We start from the raw sequence: 20,167 nt of genomic DNA, 5'->3' as shown, positions 1-20,167 counted from the left end.
AACTTATATTGCCGAGGAGAACTCGAATTCACTCATCTTTCTAAATGCTGTTTTCTCACTTTTTCAGCAAGCCCTAATTAAATCTGTTCTTGATGAAGCTTATGTCCAAATTCCAGGAGATGAAGCTGAAAAGGATGAGGTAATTAATGACGCACTAGAATACCTGCGACGAGAATATTCTCAAATATCGCAGGAATGTAACATAGATTATAGCGACCCGAGGTTGACGGGGTGGTCACCCCCTCAAATGAAAATGATCTCCCCGTCCAACAATGTAGCGATCGAGCTTTGGACTTTTATGATTAATCTAAATTGTGTGGCCGGTCTTTGATTTTTGTGCGAGTAACCAATGCAGACTCACAGCGTTCCCAGTAAATTTTAGCCACGCGATCGCCCTGATTCTGACGCCAACACTCGGAAAACAGCCGCGCCGCCTCAGCAAACTTCCCTTCCGAGTAAATTTCCAAAGCTTCGGCCAACAATTGCAGCGTAGCTAACTTGCCTCTTTAATTTCTGGTGGGTCAGCATCAAACACATCATCAAGGTCACATAACTGCCATGCCATCAATCATAGCTGACTGAATAATTTTATAAGCCTCTACCCAAGCTTTCTCAGTTTCAGGTGTCCACTCTAAACCCATCTGCGCTTTCAGGGCTTGAATGAGTGCATTGGCCACAACAGGATAATGTTCTACTGAAACGCCATATTTGGCATGAGTTGCACCTAATCCTTTAGCCAAAACATTAATTAACTTAGGTTTCCGTAAATTTTCAATAATTATTTCTAAGCTTTGCCAAAGCTTTTCTTTTTGGTGTGCCATTTTTGTATTCATGAAAAGACTTTTAATCTGAGAAGAATCCTTAAAAAGGATTTCATAAAAATTACTGACAAATTCATCAGAGTGAGGTTTAATTAATGCTAAACTTCTCTCTAATAGATCGATGTTTAAAATGATAGTTTTTTGCTCACACCAGTCCAAATAAATTTGGGCAACTTGATCCGAAGGGCAGAAGCTTAAACATTGAACAAAAAATTCTGTAGCTTCGATAAATTTTTGTTGGCGGTATAAGCTCACACCTCGATCAAATAAGTTTTTTGTTGCTAATTTACCTCGCTTTGTTTCAGGAATATCTGCCTCAAAAACTTCATAAATAGTAGATAACTTTACTTTTCCCTTAACACTAACTTGAGCAATCATCCGCATAGCATAGTTGCTAGGATTAGCTAACTTATTAAAAGTTTGCTGTGTAATCAGTAAAGCAACACCATAATTTTTTGTTAATCCTTCCACACGAGAAGCTAAATTCACCGCATCACTAATTACCGTCGTATCCATGCGATTTTGCCCGCCCACCGTGCCTAACATTAAATTCCCCGTATTAATGCCAATGCCAATCTTAATCGGGGCATAACCAGAATTAACCCGCTCTTGATTGTATACTTGCAGTTGATGCAGCATGGCAAGACTGGCATTTACTGCATTATCAGCATTACCGCTAAATAGGGCCATAATCGCATCACCAATATATTTATCAATAAAGCCACTATTTTCAATAATCGCTGATTCCATCCGAGATAAATAAGCATTAATAAACTGAAAATTGTCCTCCGGCGTCATACTTTCGGAAAGCGTAGTGAAGTCGCGAATATCAGAAAATAGCACCGACATTTCTAACTGTACTTGGTCGCCCAATTCGACATCGACAATGCTTGGTTTCTCTAAAAAATGGAGGAACTGATTGGGGACGAAGCGCTCGTAAGCTTTGTTGAGTTTAAAAAGTTCATTGGTGAACCTGATCTGCTCTGTTTCGGCTTTTTTGCGATCGGTTATATCTTGAAATGCTGCTAGGCCGTAGGCAATATTGCTCTGATTATCATAGATAGGCGTTCCCCAAACTTCGATGGGTACAACCTTGTCAGTCTGGTAGATTTCCATATCATTAACAGTGGAACTTTCACCATTTAATGCCCGCACTCCAGGCATTTTTTCAGTAGGATACGGATTGGAAGTGTCCGCAGTATATAGTTGATAAACCTCTGCGAATTGCTCGGGCGTGGCATCAGGCGCAACTCCTTTTCCCAGAAGTTGCTGCCCCTTCTGATTAACGTAGTAAGGTGTACCACTGGGTTTGAGTACAACTATTCCTACTGGCATTGCTTCTAGGAATTGAGTCAGCCTGGTTTCATTTTCGCGTACTTCTGTATAGAGTTTAGAATTTTGAATCGATATAGCCGCTTGTCCAGATAACACTTTTAATAGTTCCACTCTTTCTGGGGTAAAAGCTCCAGCAGTCAGATTGTTTTCTAGATAAACAATACTTACGATTTGAGATTGGTTAATCAGCGGCACGCATAAAATTGATTTGGGCTGATTTTTTTGGATGTAGGGCTCGTTGGTAAATTGTCCCTCTCGGCCAGCATCATCTAGTACCACGGTTTCTTGAGTGCGGGCCACATGATTAACAATGGCGGACGAAAGTTCTTGACAATCTTCAACGGGGATTGACTGCAACACGGTGACTTGTTGGGAATTTATTGTCCCTTCAGCTTCAATGAGCAGTTGTCCCTGACTTGATAAAATCAGATAGCCTCGTTGCGCCCCTACATTTTCAATCAAAATTTTCATCAAGCTAGACAGTAGCTTATCTAGCATTATTTCACCGGAAATCGCCTGAGAAGCTTTCATTAATGTGCTGATATCTAAGTGATTCACCAAACCCGTAGTCGTCACGGTTGCGGTAGTTTTAGTGTTTTTTCTTCCGGCTTGAATAGGTTTTAATAAGTGGGGGTATCGCGTTTCTAAATCTTTTACCTTAGCAGTGGCTCCCCATTGGATATAACAATAATACGCCTCAATCATGTAGAGTGGGGCAAATTTTTCTTTATCCCATTCTAGGTAAAATTTGGCGGCGAGTTCGTTAGCTAGTGCTTCTTCGTTGAGGAATTTATTTTCTTTGGCCCCAGAAATGGCGCGATCGTACATTTCAATCGCCTCAGCTTTATTGCCCAGAACCCGGTGCTTTTCGGCCTCAACCAAATACCATTTATGCAAATGATTCATCGGAGCATTTTGCGCCCACTGTTGCAGGATGGTTTGATGGGCTTCCGCCTGAGTAATAATTTCAGCTTGCTCGGTTTCTGGCTGTGGGGGAAATAGTGCCAGGTACGTCAGGGCGGCATAGAAATGGAAAAGGGGAATAAAAATAGTTCCCGATGCTGCCATTAAATACGGGTTTACTTGGGTAATGTAGTCTAGGGCAACCCTGTAATTACTAAAGTAGTAAGCAAGCAACAGTTTGTAGGTGTAGACAACAGTGATCGTCATGAATTCATTGTTCTGATGGTGCTTAGGAATCATCACCGTTTCATTGTAAGCAGTTCCACTCAAACAGTTCGGTTGACTCATGGCTTCCCTCAAGTTTTGCACCGTCTGCTGAATCATATCCAAATAAATCAGAACAGAATATTGTTTCAACTGCGCCATGACAGCCCTGTAACTTGCTATTTCTGGTTCCCAAGTGTCCAGTTCTACCCCACTGCAAAATTTGACATTGAAGTAATTGATTATGTTGTAGCCAGCGTTTAGAAGATCCCCAGTTTCCATGCCCGCCGTATAGCCATCTTTCAGTGTCCGTATCGTTGCCCAGAGAGCTTCTTGGCGAGGCTGAATAAAGCACGCAAACAGAAGTAGAGTTATTGACTTGAATTCCTGCACATTGAACCGATTTAGCAATGAGAGTGCCAATTTACCAAAGTCAGAACCAGTTTCTATATCTCCTAAAAAGGCACACAAAACCATGCCGTGAAGCGCATACCCCACCGTCGATGTGGGTGCATTCCCAAAGGAGAGCGATAAACTCACCATCGTCGAGCTAAGTAGGGGCAGCAAACCGGGCATTCCTTGGATACTAATTGCAAACAATATTCCTAACAATTGCATAGCTGCCTGACTCTGTGGATTTGTCATCACCGGTAGGTCAAGCAGTTCTTCAATCTGTCTACCCTGGAGTTGGTTAGCCAAGTTTTGTAACGCTTTGCCAATCAAAGCTTCGTCAGGTTCGGTGGGTAGATCAATCCCCAATTGCAAGAGTGCATCTCTGGGTACTGCGATCCCCGCCAACATCTTGCCCTGGGATGTTTGTGCAGATATCTGAATTTCGTAAATTTTAACTTTGTCTAAAATCGTTTTAGCTTCTTGCAACACCAGTTCTGCCATTTGTTCCATGCCTTCAAGGTCAGCATTCAAATAGGCAGCTTCAGCGGCAGCAACGTAGAGATTTAAGGTCAATTCATACTGACTTTGCCAGCAGTTAGCTGTTAGTAGATCGATTCCTGTTTGCAGATAGATATTAGCCACAGCGTAGGCGGTAGAATTTCTTGCCTTACGTCCGGCTTCTAAGTTAAGTTGGGCTAAGGTCTCCCGCCCGCTTGGCTGGCTGATTAATTCTTGCCCTAAATTCAAATGCCCGACAATATCAAACAGTTTTTCCTCTTTTTTATTCTCAGAGTAAATTTTTTGAAGTAACTGTCCAATTTTGAGATGAGTAGCTTGTTTTTGGTTGTCGGGAATGAGGGAATAAGCCGTTTGCTGGACGCGATCGTGCAGAAACTTATAAGTTGGATTAGCAACAGACCCAGGAGGGAATTGAGCATCTGTTTGAAGGAAGCATTTATAGCCTTCTGCAATCACTAAAATGAGTCCTTCTTGCAATGCTCTCCAGAGTGATGATGCAGTTTGTTCTGGTAATTCTTCGCTGACTACTGCCAATGTCTCTAAATCAAACTGCGCCCCAATGCAAGCCGCCAGTTTGAGAACATCCTGAGTTTCGGCAGGCAACTTCTGCAATTGCACCGCCATAAACTCCACCACATCCGAGGCATGGGCAAGTCTAGCTTGAGCAATATCGCACTGCCAATGCCGTACATTCCAGTCAAAAATAATTTGACCATCTTCATGCAACGCCTTGAGGAATTGAGTCGAGAAAAAGGGATTACCTTGGGTTTTTTGATAAACCAATTCTGTCAAGGGCCCGGCCAAGGATAAATCGCAAATCAGCGTATCTGCTACCAACTGATTGAGATCTGCTAAACTCAAAGGTTGCAGGGTAATCGTATTCACCACTGCCCCAGACTTCACAATCTCATCCACAGTCAACATAAACGGATGAGCCGGTGATACCTCATTATCCCGATAAGCACCCAATACCAACAGATGCCCCGTATCCTCCATCAACAGTTGTAGCAATTTCAGCGATGCCGAATCCGCCCACTGCAAATCGTCCAGAAACATCACTAAGGGATGTTCTGCTTGGGTAAATACTTGCACAAATTTCTGCATCAGCAGATTGAAGCGATTTTGGGCTGCACTCCCCGATAGTTCTAGTGCAGTCGGTTGGGCGCCAATAATGCGTTCTAACTCAGGAATCACCTCAATCAGCACTTGCCCACTCTCGCCTACTGCTGTTAGAATCCGGGTTTTCCAGGTGTGTAACTGAGCATCGGATTCTGATAATAATTGCCCCATCAATTCCCGGAATGCTTGCACAAATGCTGAGAAAGGAATATTGCGTTGAAATTGGTCGTATTTGCCTTTGATAAAATAGCCACGCTGTCGGGCGATCGGCTTGTGGACTTCGTTCACGACTGCGGTTTTACCAATTCCCGAGAAGCCAGCTACTAGCATCATTTCGGCGCTACCTGTACTGACTCGTTCAAAGGCATTTAATAGATTAAAAACTTCCGTTTCCCTGCCGTATAACCTTTCGGGAATCAGGAAACGGTCGGTAATATCCCGTGTTCCCAAGGCAAACGTCTCAATATTACCTGTTGCTTGTAATTTAAAAAGACAAGTTTCTAAATCCTGCTTGATTCCCAAGGCAGTTTGATAGCGGTTTTCGGCATTCTTCGCCATCAGCTTGCGGACAATTTGAGACACAATTAGGGGAATTTCTGGCTCGATTTCGTGCGGAGGAACTGATTGTCTGGCAATATGGCAGTGAACTAGCTCTAAAGCATCTTCCGTCTCAAAAGGCAATTTTCCTGTCAGCAATTCGTAGAAGGTGACACCGAGCGAGTAAAAATCAGCTCGATAATCGAGAGAGCGATTCATTCTGCCAGTTTGTTCTGGTGAGATGTAAGCAAGGGTTCCTTCCAGAACTCCGGGGTTTTTCAGTATCGGTGTTTCTCGGCTTAGCTGAGTGGAAATGCCAAAGTCAATAATTTTTAATTGTTCCGTTTCCGGGTTGTAAACAATATTAGAAGGGTTAATCTGTTTGTGGATAATATTGGCGCTGTGAATTTGCCCTAATGCTTCCGTGGTGGCGATCGCAATTTGTAAAAATTCCTCCAGAGTAAACTTTCGCTGCTGCATCCATATTGTCAAGGATTCGCCGCCAAAGTCCTCCACAAACATCACGAGGCTGTTTTGGTATTTTTGCAAGTCATAAACCCGCACGACTCCTGGCTCTTTTAGCTCTTGGGTGATGCGGTATTCGGTGCGGTAGCGCACCAATTCTTGAGGTGTGGGGTAGCTTTCTTTGAGGAGTTTGAGGATAATCGGCTGGTTATCTGCTTCCCGAATCGCCCGGTAAACCAGAGAGTTGACACTTTCGTAAAGCAGCGTCTGGACAGCAACGCCTGGAATAGAGAGCATATTGATTTTTATGGTAAACATTAACGCGAAGTCAAAACGCACCAGCTTTTTCTAGAGCATAGCGCGTTAGAAAGGAAAAAATTTTGTTTTTGTAACAAATGTTTAGTTTTTGATGTAGCGATCGAGTTTGGGACTTTTATGATTAATGTAAATTGTGTAGCCTGTCTTTGATTTTTGTGCGAGTCACCAATGCAGACTCACAGCGTTCCCAGTAAATTTTAGCCACGCGATCGCCCGGATTCTGACGCCAACACTCTTCAAAAAGCCGCGCCGCTTCAAATAACTTCCCTCCCGAGTAAAGTGCCCTAGCTTCTGCAAACAATTCCAGCGTAGCTAACTTGGCTTGTTTAATTTCTGGTGGATCTGCATCAAAAACCTCATAAATCGTCACAGCTTCGGATTTTCCCTTGACTTTTACCGTATCGAGGGTGCGGATTGCGTACTGGGATGGATTTTTTAGGCGCGTATAAGTTGGCTGGGTAATTAATAGCGCCACCCCATAATTTTTCGTCAAACTTTCTACGCGAGAAGCTAAATTCACCGCATCGCTGATGACTGTCCCGTCCATGCGATTTGGTCCTCCCACAGTTCCCAGCATCAAAGAACCCGTATTAATCCCAATCCCAATCTGAATCGGTGCACAGCCAGCGTTAGCGCAGTATTCATTGTATTCAGCGAGGCGGTGCAGCATAGCAATTCCCGCTTTCACCGCATTATCCGCCTCCCCGCTAAATAGCGCCATAATCGCATCGCCAATATATTTGTCGATAAACCCGTGATTTTCATTAATGACTGGTTCCATGCGAGAAAGATAAGAATTTATAAATTTGAAATTATCCTCCGGCGTCATAGTTTCCGAAAGCGTGGTGAAGTCGCGAATGTCGGAAAACAACACCGACATTTCTAACTGCACTTGATCGCCCAATTCCACATCAATAATGCTTGATTTCTCTAGAAACTGGAGGAATTGATGGGGAATAAATCGCTCGTAAGCTGTGTTGAGTTGAGCCAGCCTGCTTTCATTTTTGCGTACTTCTGTATAAAGCTTAGAATTTTGAATCGAGATAGCTGCTTGTCCAGATAACACTTTTAATAGTTCCACTCTTTCAGGGGTAAAAGCACCCGCTGTTAGATTATTTTCTAAGTAAACAATACTAATGATTTGAGATTGGTTAATCAGCGGCACACATAAAATTGATTTGGGCTGATGCTTTCGGATGTGGGCGTCGTTGGTAAATTGTCCCGATCGCGCAGCATCATCTAGTACCACGCTTTCTTGAGTACGACTCACATAATTGACAATTGCAGAGGAAAGTTCTTGACAGGTTTCAACGGGGATTGACTGCAACACGGTGACGAGTTCGTCATTGATTGTCCCTTCAGCTTCAATGAACAGTTGTCCCCGGCTTAACAAAATCAGATAGCCTCGTTGCGCCCCTGCATTTTCCATCAAAATTTTCATCAAGCTAGACAGTAGCTTATCTAGCATAATTTCTCCAGAAATCGCCTGAGAAGCCTTCATGACTGCGGCGATATCTAGGTGATTCCCCGAACCAGTCGTTGTCATTGCTACGGTAGTTTGAGTATTTTTCCTTCCCGGTTGAGTTACCGCGAATAATTGGGGATATCGCGTTTCTAAATCCGTTACCTTAGCAGTGGCTCCCCATTCTACATAACAATAATACGCCTCAAATATGTAGGCTTGAGCAACTTTTGTTTTGCCCCATTCCGAGTAGAATTTGGCTGCTAGTTCGTTGGCCAGGGCTTCGTCATTAACATATTTGTTTTCTTTGGCTCCCGAAATTGCGCGATCGTACATTTCAATCGCCTCGGCTTTATTGCCCAAAAATCGATAGCGTTCTGCTTCCACTAAATACCATTTATGCAGATAATTCATCGGAGCATTTTGCGCCCACTGTTGCAGCGTGCTTTGATGGGTTTCCACTAAGCCAAGAATTTCAGTTTGCTCAATTGCTGGCTGTCCGGGAAAAAGTGCCAAATGCGTCAGGGCTGCATAAAAATGAAAAATTGGAACAAATGCTGATCCAGATACTCCCATCAAATACTGTTGGACTTGGGAAATGTGGTCTAGGGCAGCCGTGTAATTGCCATAGCAGTAAGCAAGCAGCAGTTTGAAGATGCAGGCACAGGCGATCGCCGTGAATTCATTATCCTGATAGTGCTTGGGAATCATCACCGTTTCATCGTAGGCAGAGCCTATTAACAAATCCGGCCGAGTATGGGTTTCCCTCAAGTTTTGCACCGTCTGCTGAATCATATCCAAATAAACCCGCGCAGAATATTGTTTCAACTGCGCCATTACCGCCCTATAACTTGCTATTTCTGGTTCCCAAGTGTCTAGTTCTACACCAGCGAATAAATGAGTATAAAAGCAAATATATATGTTGTAGCCAGCGTCTACAAAGTCGCCGGTTTCCATACCAAACCTATAGCCCTCTTTCAGCGTCGGTATCGTTGCCAAAAGAGATTCTTGGCGATGCTGAATCCAGCCACCAAACAAAAGTAGAACTGTGGACTTAAATTCCGGTACATTCAACCGATCCAGCAATGAAAGTGCCAATTGCCCAAAGCCATAGCCCGTTTCCACCTCTTGGAAAAAGGCACAGAAAACCATCCCGTGCATCGCATAACCCACCGTCGATGCGGGTGCATTCCCAAAGGAGAGCGATAAACTCACCATCGTTGAGCTCAGCAGGGGCAGCAAACCGGGCATTCCCTGGAAAATGGGTGGAAACAACATACCAGACAGTTGCATAGCTGCCTGAGTCTGTGGATTTGTCATCACAGGTAGGTCAACCAATTCTTCAATCTTTCTGTCGCCGAGGAGGGCCGCAAGGGATTGTAGCGCTTTGCCAATCTTGGCTTGATCAGGTTCGGCAGGCAGTTCAATCCCCAATTGTAAGAGTGCTTCTCTTGCTACTGCGATCGTTTCTAACACCTTGCTCTGGGCTGTCTGAGCGGCAATTTTAATTTCGTAAATTTTAACTCGATCTAAAATCGTCTGAGCTTCTTGCAAAACCAGTGCTGCCATCTGTTCCATACCATCAAAGTCCCCATTCAAATAGGCAATTTCAGCAGCAGCAACATAAAGATTTAGCGCCAATTCATATTGAGTTTGCCAGCAGTTGACTGTCAGTAGCTCAATTCCCGTTTGTAGATAGATATTTGCCGCAGCGTAGGCGGTAGAATTTCTGGCCTTACGTCCAGCTTCTAAGTTTAGTTGGGCTAAGGCTGAGCGTTCACTTAATTGATGAATTAACTCAATTCCTTGATTTAAATGCCCCACAATATCAAATATTTTTTCTTCTGTTTCTATCTCGGAAGAACTTTGTAGCAGTAACTGTCCTATTTTCAGATGAGTGGCTTGTTTTTGCTCGTCGGGAATCAATGAATAAGCCGCTTGCTGGACGCGATCGTGCAGGAACTTATAAGTGGGATTAGCAACAGACTGATTTGGGGATTGAGCATCTGCTTGAATGAAGTTATAGCCTTCTGAAATCACTAAAATGAGTCCTTCTTGCAAGGCTTTCCACAGCGCTGATTCCGTTTCTTCTGGTAATTCTTCGCTGACTATTGCCAATGTCTCTAAATCAAACTGCGCCCCAATGCAAGCCGCCAGTTTTAGAACATCCTGAGTTTCGGCAGGCAACTTCTGCAATTGCGCCGCCATAAACTCCACCACATCCGAGGCGTCGGCAAATGTAACTTGATTAATATCGCACTGCCACCCCCCTTTGCTGCCCCCCTTACTAAGAGGGGATTGAGGGGGGTTAAAAATAATTTGACCATCTTCATACAATGCCTTGAGGAATTGAGTCGAGAAAAATGGATTACCTTGGGTTTTTTGATAAACCAATTCTGTCAGGGGCCCGGCTAAAGATAAATCGCAAATCAGCGTATCTGCTACCAACTGATTGAGATCTGCTAAACTCAACGGTTCCAGGGTAATCGTATTCACTACTGCCCCAGACTTCACAATCTCATCCACAGTCAACATAAACGGATGAGCTGGTGATACCTCATTATCCCGATAAGCACCCAATACTAACAGATGGCCCGTATCTTCCATCAATAGTTGTAATAACTTCAAAGATGCTGAATCGGCCCACTGCAAATCGTCCAGAAACATCACTAAGGGATGTTCTGCTTGGGTAAATACTTGGACAAATTTCTGCATCAGCAGATTGAAGCGATTTTGGGCGGCACTCCCCGACAATTCTAGTGCAGAACTTTGAGGGCCAATGATGTGTTCTAATTCAGGAATTACGTCAATCAAGACTTGCCCACTCTCGCCTACTGCGGTGAGAATCAGGGTTTTCCATCTGTGTAACTGAGCGTCACTTTCTGATAATAATTGTCCCATCAATTCCCGAAATGCTTGCACAAATGCACTGAAGGGGATATTGCGTTGAAATTGGTCGTATTTGCCTTTGATAAAATAGCCACGCTGTCGGGCGATCGGCTTATGCACTTCATTCACTACTGCGGTTTTACCAATCCCAGAAAAGCCAGCTACTAGCATCATTTCGGCACTAGCATTACGAACTCTTTCAAAGGCATTTAATAGATGAAAAACTTCTGTTTCTCTGCCGTATAACTTTTCGGGAATCAGGAAATGGTCTGTAAGATCCAGCGTTCCCAAGTCAAATTCTTCTATACTATCGGTTTCTTGTAATTGAACCAGACACATTTCTAAGTCCTGCTTAAGGCCCAATGCAGTTTGATAGCGATTTTCCGCATTTTTTGCCATCAGCTTGCTGACAATTTGCGAAACAATTAGGGGAATTTCTGGCTTGATTTCGTGCGGGGGAACTGGTTGTCTGGCAATGTGGCAGTGAACTAGCTCTAAAGCGTCTTCTGTCTCAAAAGGCAGTTTTCCTGTCAGCAATTCGTAGAAGGTGACACCGAGCGAGTAAAAGTCAGTGCGGTAATCGATAGAACGATTCATCCTACCAGTTTGTTCCGGCGAGATGTAAGCGAGGGTTCCTTCTAAAACGTTGGGATTTTTCAGGGTTGGCATTTCTCGCGTTAGCTGAGTGGAAATGCCAAAGTCGATAATTTTGAGCTGTCCGGTCGCTGGATTGAATACTATATTAGAAGGGTTAATATCCTTGTGGATGATGTTGGCACTGTGAATTTGCCCTAAAGTTTCAGTGGCAGCGATCGCAATTTGCAGAAATTCCTTGAGGCTAAACTTTCGCTGCTGCATCCATATTTTCAAGGATTCCCCGCCAAAGTCCTCCACAAAAATCACGAGGCTGTTTTGGTATTTTTGCAATTCATAAACTTGCACGACTCCCGCCTCTTTCAGCTCTCGCGTGATGCGGTATTCGGTGCGGTAGCGTAGCAATTCTTGAGGTGTGGGGTAGCTTTCTTTGAGAAGTTTGAGGATGAGCGGTTGGTGATCCGCTTCCCGAATCGCCCGGTATACCAGAGAATTGGTACTTTCGTAAAGCAGCTTCTGGACGGCAATGCCTGGAATGGACAGCATATTTATTTTTTTTGTAAAAATTAACGCGAAGTCAAAACACACCGGGTTCGTTGTGTCGAGAATAGCGCTTTAGAAAGGAACAAATTATGTTTTTATAACACACTCTTAGTTTTTCGGCAGCGAAGAGGCTTTCAGGTGGTCTGGCATAGTAAGGGTAAGGAGTTATCATGCGACGTACCTAAGCCTTGTTAATTCTCAACTCCATGAATTGTCACCGTTTCGGTTATCCAAACATCGTTAAAAATTGTCCCACCCCCAGCGCTAAGCAAAATTTTGAATGTAGAGATTGTCACAGGCAGTTTGTTTAAAACCCCAGACATCAAAGGATTTCAGAAGAAACAAAAAAATTGAGAGATCACCTTTTATTAGAAAAAATATCTTGAGTCGCAATTGTCAAAGTCACGAGGGTGTCCCCCCGCTGGTTCCAATACTATGTGTTTTTCAACAATTAGCATCAGTCCCCCGGAAAGTTCAAGTAAAGTCAAAAAAACAAGGCAAGCTAACGATCCAACGTGATGAAATGTAATCTTTCGTAGAGCATCAGGGTAACAAGCAATGGAAAGAGCTGCCAATTGATGCCTTAACCAAACAAATTCTAGGGGTTTATATAGGAAGTCGAGTTGAAATGGGTGCTAAAGGTTTTTGGGACTCCCTCCCAGTAGTTGACAGACTATGTGCCGTCTATTATACAGATTTTTGGTCACGCTCAAAAAAAAATATTCCCCAGCGACACAAATCTCTGGGGAAAGATACTGGCAAAACTTCTGATATGGAAAGATTCAATAACACCCTTCAGCAAAGGATATGTCGTTTGATAAGAAAGACTTTGTTCTCATCTATCTCTAAAGATATCCAATCATGTGGGTGCCTTCTGGTATTTTATCCATGATTACAACGCTTCTTTACCCCTAAAAATGTTTAGGATTTTTCGTTGCTATGCAGGACTACCAGACTTTGTTCTGATGATTTTGGACAGTCATTGATCTACTTCCGCTTACCCTTCCCGGCTACAAACTCCCGCAGCCGGAGTAAACTAGCCGTTTGCCCCAAATTCAGCGGCAGCAGCGACACTCCCTCCAACCGAGACTGCACCCAACCATCGCCCCAATACCACTCGTGAAATCCGTCAATTCCCTGACTCAATAACAGCCGCAGACAATTGTGCTCAACAATATCAACGTGATGCTGAACTGCCACGGGGCCTAGCCAACTTGTAAAGGTCAAACCTTGAGCAAATTCTTCCGGCAAACCGCTAGACAACTGCTGCGGCCACAGCCACTGCTGCAATTGACTCGGACGCAACAAGCTGTCTCTAATCGCTGTTTCGGAAGCTTCAAGCTCAATCCGCAGGTTGCTTTGTTGAAAATTACCGAGCATAAGAATTTTAGATAACTGCAAGTAACTTTAATGTAACTTATTGGACTGGTTCTAACCTATTCCGGGCGGGCTAGAAGCCCAACCCCTACTCCCCACAAGCAGAAAATTCATCTGTTGTGGAACATGCCCGAAAGCCTGTTCTTAGAAAATAGGGCAAAATGTTCGATCGCACATCACCGTCCATCCACCTTCATCTACACTAAAAAATTTAAGATATTCGATCGCACCTACTGCCCGAAACCCGATTTTCGTATCGAACTGTTAAGCTCTGTTTCATTTCATTGAAATCTCCCCTGCTTCACGCCACCGCATCCAAAGTCCGTGATACCATCACACCTGAGTAATGCCTATAGAAAAAAACTGGAGAGAAAAGCTTTGACACTAAGGGTTGCAGTAGTAGGTTCAGGCCCTGCGGGTTCTTCCGCCGCCGAAACATTGGTAAAAGCAGGCATCGAAACATACCTATTTGAGCGTAAATTAGACAACGCCAAACCCTGCGGTGGGGCGATTCCCCTGTGCATGGTCAGCGAATTTGACTTGCCACAAAGTATTATTGACCGCCAAGTCAGAAAAATGAAAATGATCTCCCCCTCCAACGTCGAGGTGGACATCAATATTGAAAACGCACACGAATACATCGGTATGTGCCGCCGCGAAGTGCTCGATGGCTTCCTGCGCGATCGCGCGGCTTCCTTGGGTGCGAAACTGATTAACGGCACCGTTCACACATTAGAGATTCCCGCCAACAACACTGACCCCTATACACTCCACTATGCCGACCACTCCAACGGCACCGCTGTGGGAACTCAGAAAACTCTGAAAGTGGATTTGGTGATTGGGGCCGACGGCGCCAACTCCCGCGTCGCAAAGGCGATCGACGCTGGTGATTACAATTATGCGATCGCCTTCCAAGAACGCATCCGCCTGCCAGAAGATAAAATGGCTTACTACCAAGACTTAGCCGAAATGTACGTCGGCGACGACGTATCTACCGACTTCTACGCTTGGGTGTTCCCCAAATACGACCACGTAGCCGTCGGTACCGGCACAATGAAAGTAAATCAAGCCAGCATCAAAAAGCTGCAAGCAGGCGTCCGCGCCCGCGCTGCCAAAAAACTGATGGGCGGTGAGATTATTAAAGTGGAAGCTCACCCCATCCCGGAACATCCGCGTCCCCGCCGGGTTGTCGGCCGAGTTGCTCTCGTAGGCGATGCAGCAGGTTACGTTACCAAGTCTTCTGGCGAGGGAATCTACTTTGCTGCGAAGTCTGGCCGGATGTGCGCCGAAACTATTGTGGAGATTTCCAATAAAGGCGCGCGCATTCCGACTGAAGAGGAAATCAAGCTTTACCTGAAGCGGTGGGATAAAGCCTACGGCATTACTTACAAAGTTCTCGACATTTTGCAGCGCGTTTTCTACCGTTCCGATGCTACTCGCGAAGCTTTTGTGGAAATGTGTGCCGATCGCGATGTGCAGAAGCTCACATTCGATAGCTACTTGTATAAAACAGTAGTACCGGCCAATCCTTTCGTGCAGATGAAGATTACCGCCAAAACCATTGGTAGCTTGTTGCGCGGCAATGCTTTAGCGCCTTAATTCCCTGGGGGTGAGCGCACTTTGTATAAAAAAAGCGGGCAGTCACAAAACTGCCCGCTTTTTTTTAGATATCAATATGTGCGATCGAACAATGATAATCAAATTTGTTTGTAGTAAGGACAAAGAATTAATATTGGCCATGTGTAAAATGGTGTTAAAGTTATCTATGACGGTGTTCTGAAGAGTTAAATCACAGTGATACGTTACTACAAAAAACACAAAAATTAGTGAAGCCGGTGCAATCGGGCTAAATGTCCGACTAATTTTGATTGTTTGTTGTATTAACGTCAGGAGTTACTATAGCGGTTCTCAAGAAAGTGAGGTATGGGCGCGAGTCCTATGCCTATGCCCTATGACCTATGCCCTATGCCCTATGCCCGCGAGAGCACCTCATGTTACTGAGAAAGGCTATATGAATATTCCTTGTGAGTATCTAGAAAAAATTAGTGCTGTTTACCCTAATATCTCCTTTGAGCATCTGGACTTTAATCAAGATGGCATGGTTAACGACGTGGTAGTTGTTAATCATCAGATTGTATGTCGCTTTGCCAAAGATGACTGGGGGAAAAAGGCTCTTTCCCAGGAAGCTAAGGTGTTGGAAGTAGTGCGAAATTATGTTGAATTGCGGGTTCCACACTTTGAACATCTGGAAGAAGGCTTTGTTAGCTACACATTTATTAAAGGTGAACCACTTTCGCGTAACACCCTGCTGAAGCTAACTAAAACATCACAAGCGCGTATCATCTCCCAACTAGCTGGATTTTACCAACAATTGCACAGCATTCCAAATGAAGTTTTAGTTAATGCTGGGCTGTCTTCATCTGAGGTGGGGCGTTCCCGTGAAGATTGGTTAGAATTGTACGGGCAAGTTCAGGAAACTCTCTTTCCTTATTTGTGGCGTCATCAGCAAACTTTTATACACGAGCTCTTCGCACCTGTAGTTACAGGTGAACTTAACCTCAGCTACACACCCGTACTTATCCATGGCGACCTGGCAGTTTATCATATTCTGTTTGATCGCCTTTCAGAGAGCATCAGCGGGTTAATCGATTTTGGCACTGCTGGTTTGGGCGACCCAGCTTGTGACATTGCTGTGCTACTGAGTAATTATGGGGAAAGTATTGTACGGCGTATGCAAAGCGACTATCCTGTGTTACCAGATGTTATCAACCGGGCACGCTTTTGGGTGGGGACACTTGAGCTTCAATGGGCTTTAGCTGGAATAAAGTACAACAACAGATCCGTGTCGTTGGCGCATATTGGTTTGGCAAAAGACGTTCAACCTGTAGGTACACGTATTAATTAATCCGCTTACCGCCAATGAGGACTACTCACCCTTTTACGTAGACACGAGATGATGAGGACTGAGGTCCTCACTACAAACAGGTTGCTAGTTTAAGCTCAACCGATCGGATGAGCCGAGTAAAATTGGTTTGTAGCAAGGACTCTAGTCCTGATTGATTAAGGGATGACGACTTGAGTCCTCACTACAAACAGCTTGTTAGTTCAAGTTCAACTGCACTAAGGTATCGGGGGCGAGGAAGTGGGAAATGTGATAAGCCCGTTCCTCGGTTTTTAGCAGGATTTTTTCGTAGAGGTAGCGCGTAGCTCGATCGCCCAAACTTTCTGCTTGTCCTGCTTGACGCCGCAGCAAACTTATAATAGCTTGTTCCGCCGTCAAATCGTGTTCTAGCATTTGGCGGCAGGAATACACGCCGTCTGGTTCCGGCTCAAAACAGCACAGTTCGGCTAACTTGCTAAAACCCGCTGCTGGTATGCCGCCCAATCCGTTTAACCGTTCGCCCAACTCGTGGACGCTATCTTGAGCTTCTCCGTAGCTTTCTTGAAAGAATTGGTGCAAGGAGTAGAATTCTGCCCCTTCCACCACAAAATGATGTTTTTGATATTGCAGGTATAAAGCCTGAAAACTGGCCAGCAGCGCGTTCATCCCTTCACAAATCGGTGCTGTGACTGAATGTTCCAACAAAATTGGGTTTTCTGCTAAGTGGCCAAATGGTCTCAATGCACTCTGAATCTGGGCCATGTGTGTTCTCCTCTCAATAGGCAGTTTTGTTGCCAATAGAGTCAGTCTAGCACCCTAGATTTACCCGTCAAGCAGCGTCTGCCTCGATAGTGGAAGATTTTATAGAGTAGGAATTTTTTTTTATAAACCTATTGAGAATAATTAGCAGTTGGGTTATGCTTTAAAAATATTCTCGTTCTGAACGCTTCCTGAAAGTGGGGCGCACCTTCTGAAGGCAGAAGGCATAAGGCAAAAGGCAGAATTTTTCAGGAAGGGCTTCGGACAATCCTTGATTTTCTGGGAAAACCTAGCTTTTAACTTCTACCCGCTACCAGTCAGGGTAAAAATTAATGCAAATTATTACTGTTGTTAAAAAATGAATCCAGCAGATGCAGAATTAGAAGTTTGTGACATTGTGCAAGTTAGTTGGCTAGATAGGTGGCAAGTTTACAAACGCTTGCAAGAACTAGAAATTCCCTGCTGGTGTGCGGTTGACCAACCTTTGCGGGCAAAAATCAACACTATTAAGCAAGCTGCTCAGCTAATCAGCGTGTTGAAACAAGTCAGCGCTTCTAGGACAGAACTGGTGCAGTGGCTGGAGTGCTGCTGGCAAATGAGAGCAAGGTAGAAGGAAGTTTGGCAACGAGCAGTGTACAAGATGTAACGGATGTAACCGATTTAAAGGAGTCATAACAATGTATAAATCTGGCAAGCAAGTTTCGGAATTCAGTTTAGAGGGAGAAATCCTCGGCCTGATTGTTGAAGATGGCTGCAAACTTAAATATTTGCGAATTAGCAACGATCGCGGAGTAGAATTTTTTGTTAAACTTTCCAAGGAATTGCGGTCATTTCTGTTACCTGTTTTGACGCCCGGGTTGAAAGTTCAAGTTGTAGGTGAGAAAGAACTCAATTTAAAAAACGGTAAAATAAAACTTAAAGCTCGCAGCCTTAAGCTGGCTCAAGGTCAGAACGATCGATCGCCTGAACTGCTCGACTCCACCAATGTACCTGTTGCGGTAGGGACATCCAACGATCGCGCGATCAGCAAAAGCGAATTCTCCTCTTCCACAGCAGCTCAAACTGTAAAATCTCCGGCAAAAACCCAAACCAAAATATTAATATGTCAAAAATCAGACTGCCAGAAGCGGGGCGCTGGAGGAGTCTGTAAAGCTTTAGAAAATGCTTTGAATTCGCGCGGTTTAGAAGACCAAGTGACAGTTCAGGGAACCGGATGTCTCAAACAGTGCAAAGCGGGCCCAGTTATAGTTGTGATGCCGGACAAAACTCGCTACAGCCGCATTGCACCGGCAGAAGTTCCAGCAATCATTGACAAACATTTTGCAGTTGTTAAAGCTTAGGCGAGCGAATCGCTGCTGAATACAGGGCGTTAGACATCGGGAAAAATTATTCCGATCGGACTGGCGGCCAAAAACTCACGTCTTCTGAGTGCTGGTGCGCGCACCTTACGCCTTAATTTGAGTTGGGCTTGTAGTTCGGATCGCGCCACTCGATTTAGAGGCTATTGCCCGAAAAAACAGGAAAAATGACAAAAGCTATGACTTAGGGGCTTCCTTCTAGAGAATCTATAAGGATAGACTGTATCTGAGACCCTGTGACTATTGGGATAAAAAGCCATGTCAGAAGCTGATCTTCGAGCCCATCAGCACCAACCGCACCCTGCTGTTCCATCCGATACCGAACCATTGCAGTCAAATTTTGCTGCTGCTGGGGGTTTTGAGCCGATCGTCCCCCATCCGACAGACACTCCCGCAAGGGTTCCCCAACAGCCAGAAGAGGACTGGCAAACAGTAGATTTTCCCAACGCCATCGGCGTAGATGCAATTCCCACACAACCTGAAACAAAAAATTCGCAATCTCAGACGCAGCCGACCGAGGCGGGCTCGCCCCCGATTTCAGATCATCTGAAAAATCTGCTTAGCAATGCGGAAGAGGCTAAGGGCAAAGGATCGACCCCAGTTACCCTCATGCAAGCGCTGCACGAATGCAACCGCGACCTTTTGCAGCGCCTCGCGCAGCTAGAAACAGCTCTCGAAGAGTCCCAAAACACCTTGCAGAATCGCGAAACTTTGCTAGAACAGCGCACAGCCGAACTCGAAAATACTCAAGAACAATTGACGCGGCTGTTTGGCAAAGTGGAAGTTTCCCATCAAACCCTCCAAAGTCAAGAAATTTTAGTCGAAAGTTTAAGAAGTCAGTTGGCAACCAGCCAAGTCAGGCTAGCGACTGTTGAGCGAGAATGTGCGTCTACTGTGCAGCGCTACAACGAACAGTTACACCAGTTAGTAACTACAGAAAATCTTTGCAGGGAATTACGATCGCGCTTGCACCGCCAGCAGCGCCACACCCTGCAATTTAAAGCTGCCTTGGAAAGAAGTTTGGACAGGCCGCAGGTAAAGTCGCCGAGGATCGAGCCGCCTGACAATGCAGAGGATAGCGCCAGCGCGCAATTAGAATCATTGCTGGCGGTGGTCAAAAGCTCTCAAGTTCCGCTGCCGCCAGCCTTTAACGCTTCCCCTGTCCAACCTTGGTCGGAAACCGAAGAGCATCCAGAGGTAGCGGTTGTTGTCGATGCGATCGAGCCTGAATCCCCAGCCCCTCTAGAACTCAACAAATTAGCCCAAGTATCCGCCATTCAATTACAGGAGACCGAAACCTACCAGCCTCATGAGCCGGCACCTGACTCGGCCCCTGCGGTTGCGGAACCTGAACTGCCGGTGGCGGAGTCTGAACCCGAAACTGCTACCAATGTGGACACGCAAGAATTAGCCAGGGCTTTTCAAATTTTGAACTCCGTTGAAACCTTTGGCATTCAAGAAGTGCGATCGACTCTGGCAAAACCTACAGCAGTCGCCCAACCCGACTGGCTGACCTTGATTGCCAGTCCGCTGCGGGCTTCTAAAAAACGTCGATCGCTAGCTGAAATTGAATTGCCGAGTTTTCGATAGCGAACTGAAGTTGCTAGTTTTGAGTTTTGACTCAAAACTC

General features: G+C 44.9%; 12 protein-coding genes. 8 read left to right on the top strand and 4 right to left on the bottom strand.

Annotated features, from left to right (window positions below; genetic code table 11):
* Positions 1–331: hypothetical protein (locus QUA70_RS11395; RefSeq protein WP_333410416.1), on the top strand; the 331-nt coding region annotated here is incomplete at its 5' end.
* Between the two features lie 214 nt (positions 332–545).
* On the opposite strand, the gene QUA70_RS11390 is transcribed toward QUA70_RS11395, so the two are convergent.
* Both QUA70_RS11390 and QUA70_RS11385 read right to left on the bottom strand, forming a co-directional pair.
* Positions 546–6,653 carry an AAA family ATPase gene (locus QUA70_RS11390; protein ID WP_333349383.1) on the bottom strand — a complete coding sequence of 2,036 codons (6,108 nt, stop codon included), beginning with the start codon at positions 6,651–6,653 and terminating at the stop codon, positions 546–548.
* Positions 6,654–6,795: 142 nt separating this feature from the next.
* On the bottom strand, positions 6,796–12,165 hold the full coding sequence (locus tag QUA70_RS11385) for an AAA family ATPase (RefSeq protein ID WP_333349381.1): 5,370 nt from the start codon (positions 12,163–12,165) through the stop codon (positions 6,796–6,798).
* 203 nt (positions 12,166–12,368) lie between these two features.
* Between QUA70_RS11385 and QUA70_RS28600 the strand changes: the two genes are divergently transcribed.
* Entirely contained in the window at positions 12,369–12,473 is a 105-nt protein-coding gene (locus QUA70_RS28600; protein ID WP_445251657.1) for an IS1/IS1595 family N-terminal zinc-binding domain-containing protein, read from the top strand.
* 257 nt (positions 12,474–12,730) lie between these two features.
* Positions 12,731–13,054: an IS1 family transposase gene (locus QUA70_RS28595; protein WP_445251658.1), complete on the top strand. Its 324-nt coding sequence runs from the start codon at positions 12,731–12,733 to the stop codon at positions 13,052–13,054.
* A gap of 95 nt (positions 13,055–13,149) precedes the next feature.
* On the opposite strand, the gene QUA70_RS11375 is transcribed toward QUA70_RS28595, so the two are convergent.
* Positions 13,150–13,542, bottom strand: coding sequence for a hypothetical protein (locus tag QUA70_RS11375; protein ID WP_333057711.1), 393 nt, complete (start codon positions 13,540–13,542; stop codon positions 13,150–13,152).
* 375 nt (positions 13,543–13,917) lie between these two features.
* On the opposite strand from QUA70_RS11375, the gene chlP reads away from it, so the two are divergent.
* Together chlP and QUA70_RS11365 are read left to right on the top strand one after the other, a co-directional pair.
* A complete protein-coding gene (gene chlP / locus QUA70_RS11370; RefSeq protein WP_333323868.1) occupies positions 13,918–15,138 on the top strand; it encodes a geranylgeranyl reductase in 1,221 nt (406 codons plus the stop codon).
* 412 nt (positions 15,139–15,550) lie between these two features.
* Entirely contained in the window at positions 15,551–16,444 is an 894-nt protein-coding gene (locus tag QUA70_RS11365; protein ID WP_333323870.1) for a phosphotransferase, read from the top strand.
* Positions 16,445–16,639: 195 nt separating this feature from the next.
* Here the strand turns inward: QUA70_RS11365 and QUA70_RS11360 are convergent, their stop codons facing one another.
* Positions 16,640–17,182: a Dps family protein gene (locus QUA70_RS11360; protein ID WP_333323872.1), complete on the bottom strand. Its 543-nt coding sequence runs from the start codon at positions 17,180–17,182 to the stop codon at positions 16,640–16,642.
* A 355-nt stretch (positions 17,183–17,537) separates the two neighbouring features.
* On the opposite strand from QUA70_RS11360, the gene QUA70_RS11355 reads away from it, so the two are divergent.
* The 3 genes from QUA70_RS11355 (at position 17,538) to QUA70_RS11345 (ending at position 20,127) form a co-directional block, all read left to right on the top strand.
* Positions 17,538–17,789: an Asr1405/Asl0597 family protein gene (locus QUA70_RS11355; RefSeq protein ID WP_333323874.1), complete on the top strand. Its 252-nt coding sequence runs from the start codon at positions 17,538–17,540 to the stop codon at positions 17,787–17,789.
* A 67-nt stretch (positions 17,790–17,856) separates the two neighbouring features.
* Positions 17,857–18,519 carry a (2Fe-2S) ferredoxin domain-containing protein gene (locus QUA70_RS11350; RefSeq protein ID WP_333323876.1) on the top strand — a complete coding sequence of 221 codons (663 nt, stop codon included), beginning with the start codon at positions 17,857–17,859 and terminating at the stop codon, positions 18,517–18,519.
* 276 nt (positions 18,520–18,795) lie between these two features.
* The gene (locus QUA70_RS11345; protein ID WP_333349379.1) at positions 18,796–20,127 is read left to right on the top strand and encodes a hypothetical protein; all 1,332 of its coding nucleotides are present in this window, start codon (positions 18,796–18,798) and stop codon (positions 20,125–20,127) included.
* The last annotated feature ends 40 nt before the right edge of the window (positions 20,128–20,167 follow it).

The organism is Microcoleus sp. LAD1_D5 (assembly GCF_036702115.1).
GTDB lineage: Bacteria > Cyanobacteriota > Cyanobacteriia > Cyanobacteriales > Microcoleaceae > Microcoleus.
The sequence above is the reverse complement of the archived record's forward strand: the minus strand, read 5'-3'. Positions and strand labels throughout refer to the sequence as shown.